The sequence below is a fragment of the Vibrio sp. 2134-1 genome, from assembly GCF_033339495.1.
In genome coordinates, this window is record NZ_JAWOUS010000620.1 from 1 (window position 1) to 616 (window position 616).

At 46.3% G+C, this 616-nt stretch carries 1 protein-coding gene; it reads right to left on the minus strand.

What is annotated here, in order from left to right; genetic code table 11:
• Positions 1-616: amino acid ABC transporter permease (locus R7R78_RS27580; protein ID WP_225474791.1), on the minus strand; the 616-nt coding region annotated here is incomplete at both ends.

Sequence of the window (616 nt, forward strand, 5' to 3'; positions counted from 1 at the left end):
ATTTCTTGTATAGAAATTAGCGAAACGATGGAGGTGTCTTTCACCAAAGAGATGGTTTGACCGGCAAGTGCAGGTGTTATTGCTTTAAGCACCTGTGGCGCGATAACGAATCGGTACTTCACCCATCGAGACAAGCCCAATGAATCCGCCGCTTCCCACTGACCTTGGTCGATGCTTTGTAACCCTGCTCGCACAACTTCTGCTATGTAGGCAGAAGAGAGTAAGCCGACGCATAACACACCAGAGGCAAGATTTTCCCAAAGGTTAGAAGGTCCAAAAAGAAAGCTTTGTAGCGCATTTGGTTCACCGTTGTAGTTTCGTAGAAGATCTTCCAAACCGAGTAACGGGATCAATTGGTTAGAAATGAAAAAGTAGAAAATAAAAACAAAAACCAACGGTGGGATGTTTCTTACCAACTGAATAAACGCGTTGGCAGGTGTGCGCAACCAGACGGAGCGAGAGAAACGCGCTAAGCCCAACAAAGTGCCAAGCACTAATGCGAAGCTGATGCCCCAAATACTGAGCCTTAACGTCGAAATCAAACCTTGGAAGAAGTAGGGCAAACCACCGTCAGATCTTGGTGTGAAAAGTAGTTCAAACGCCTCTTTCCACTGCC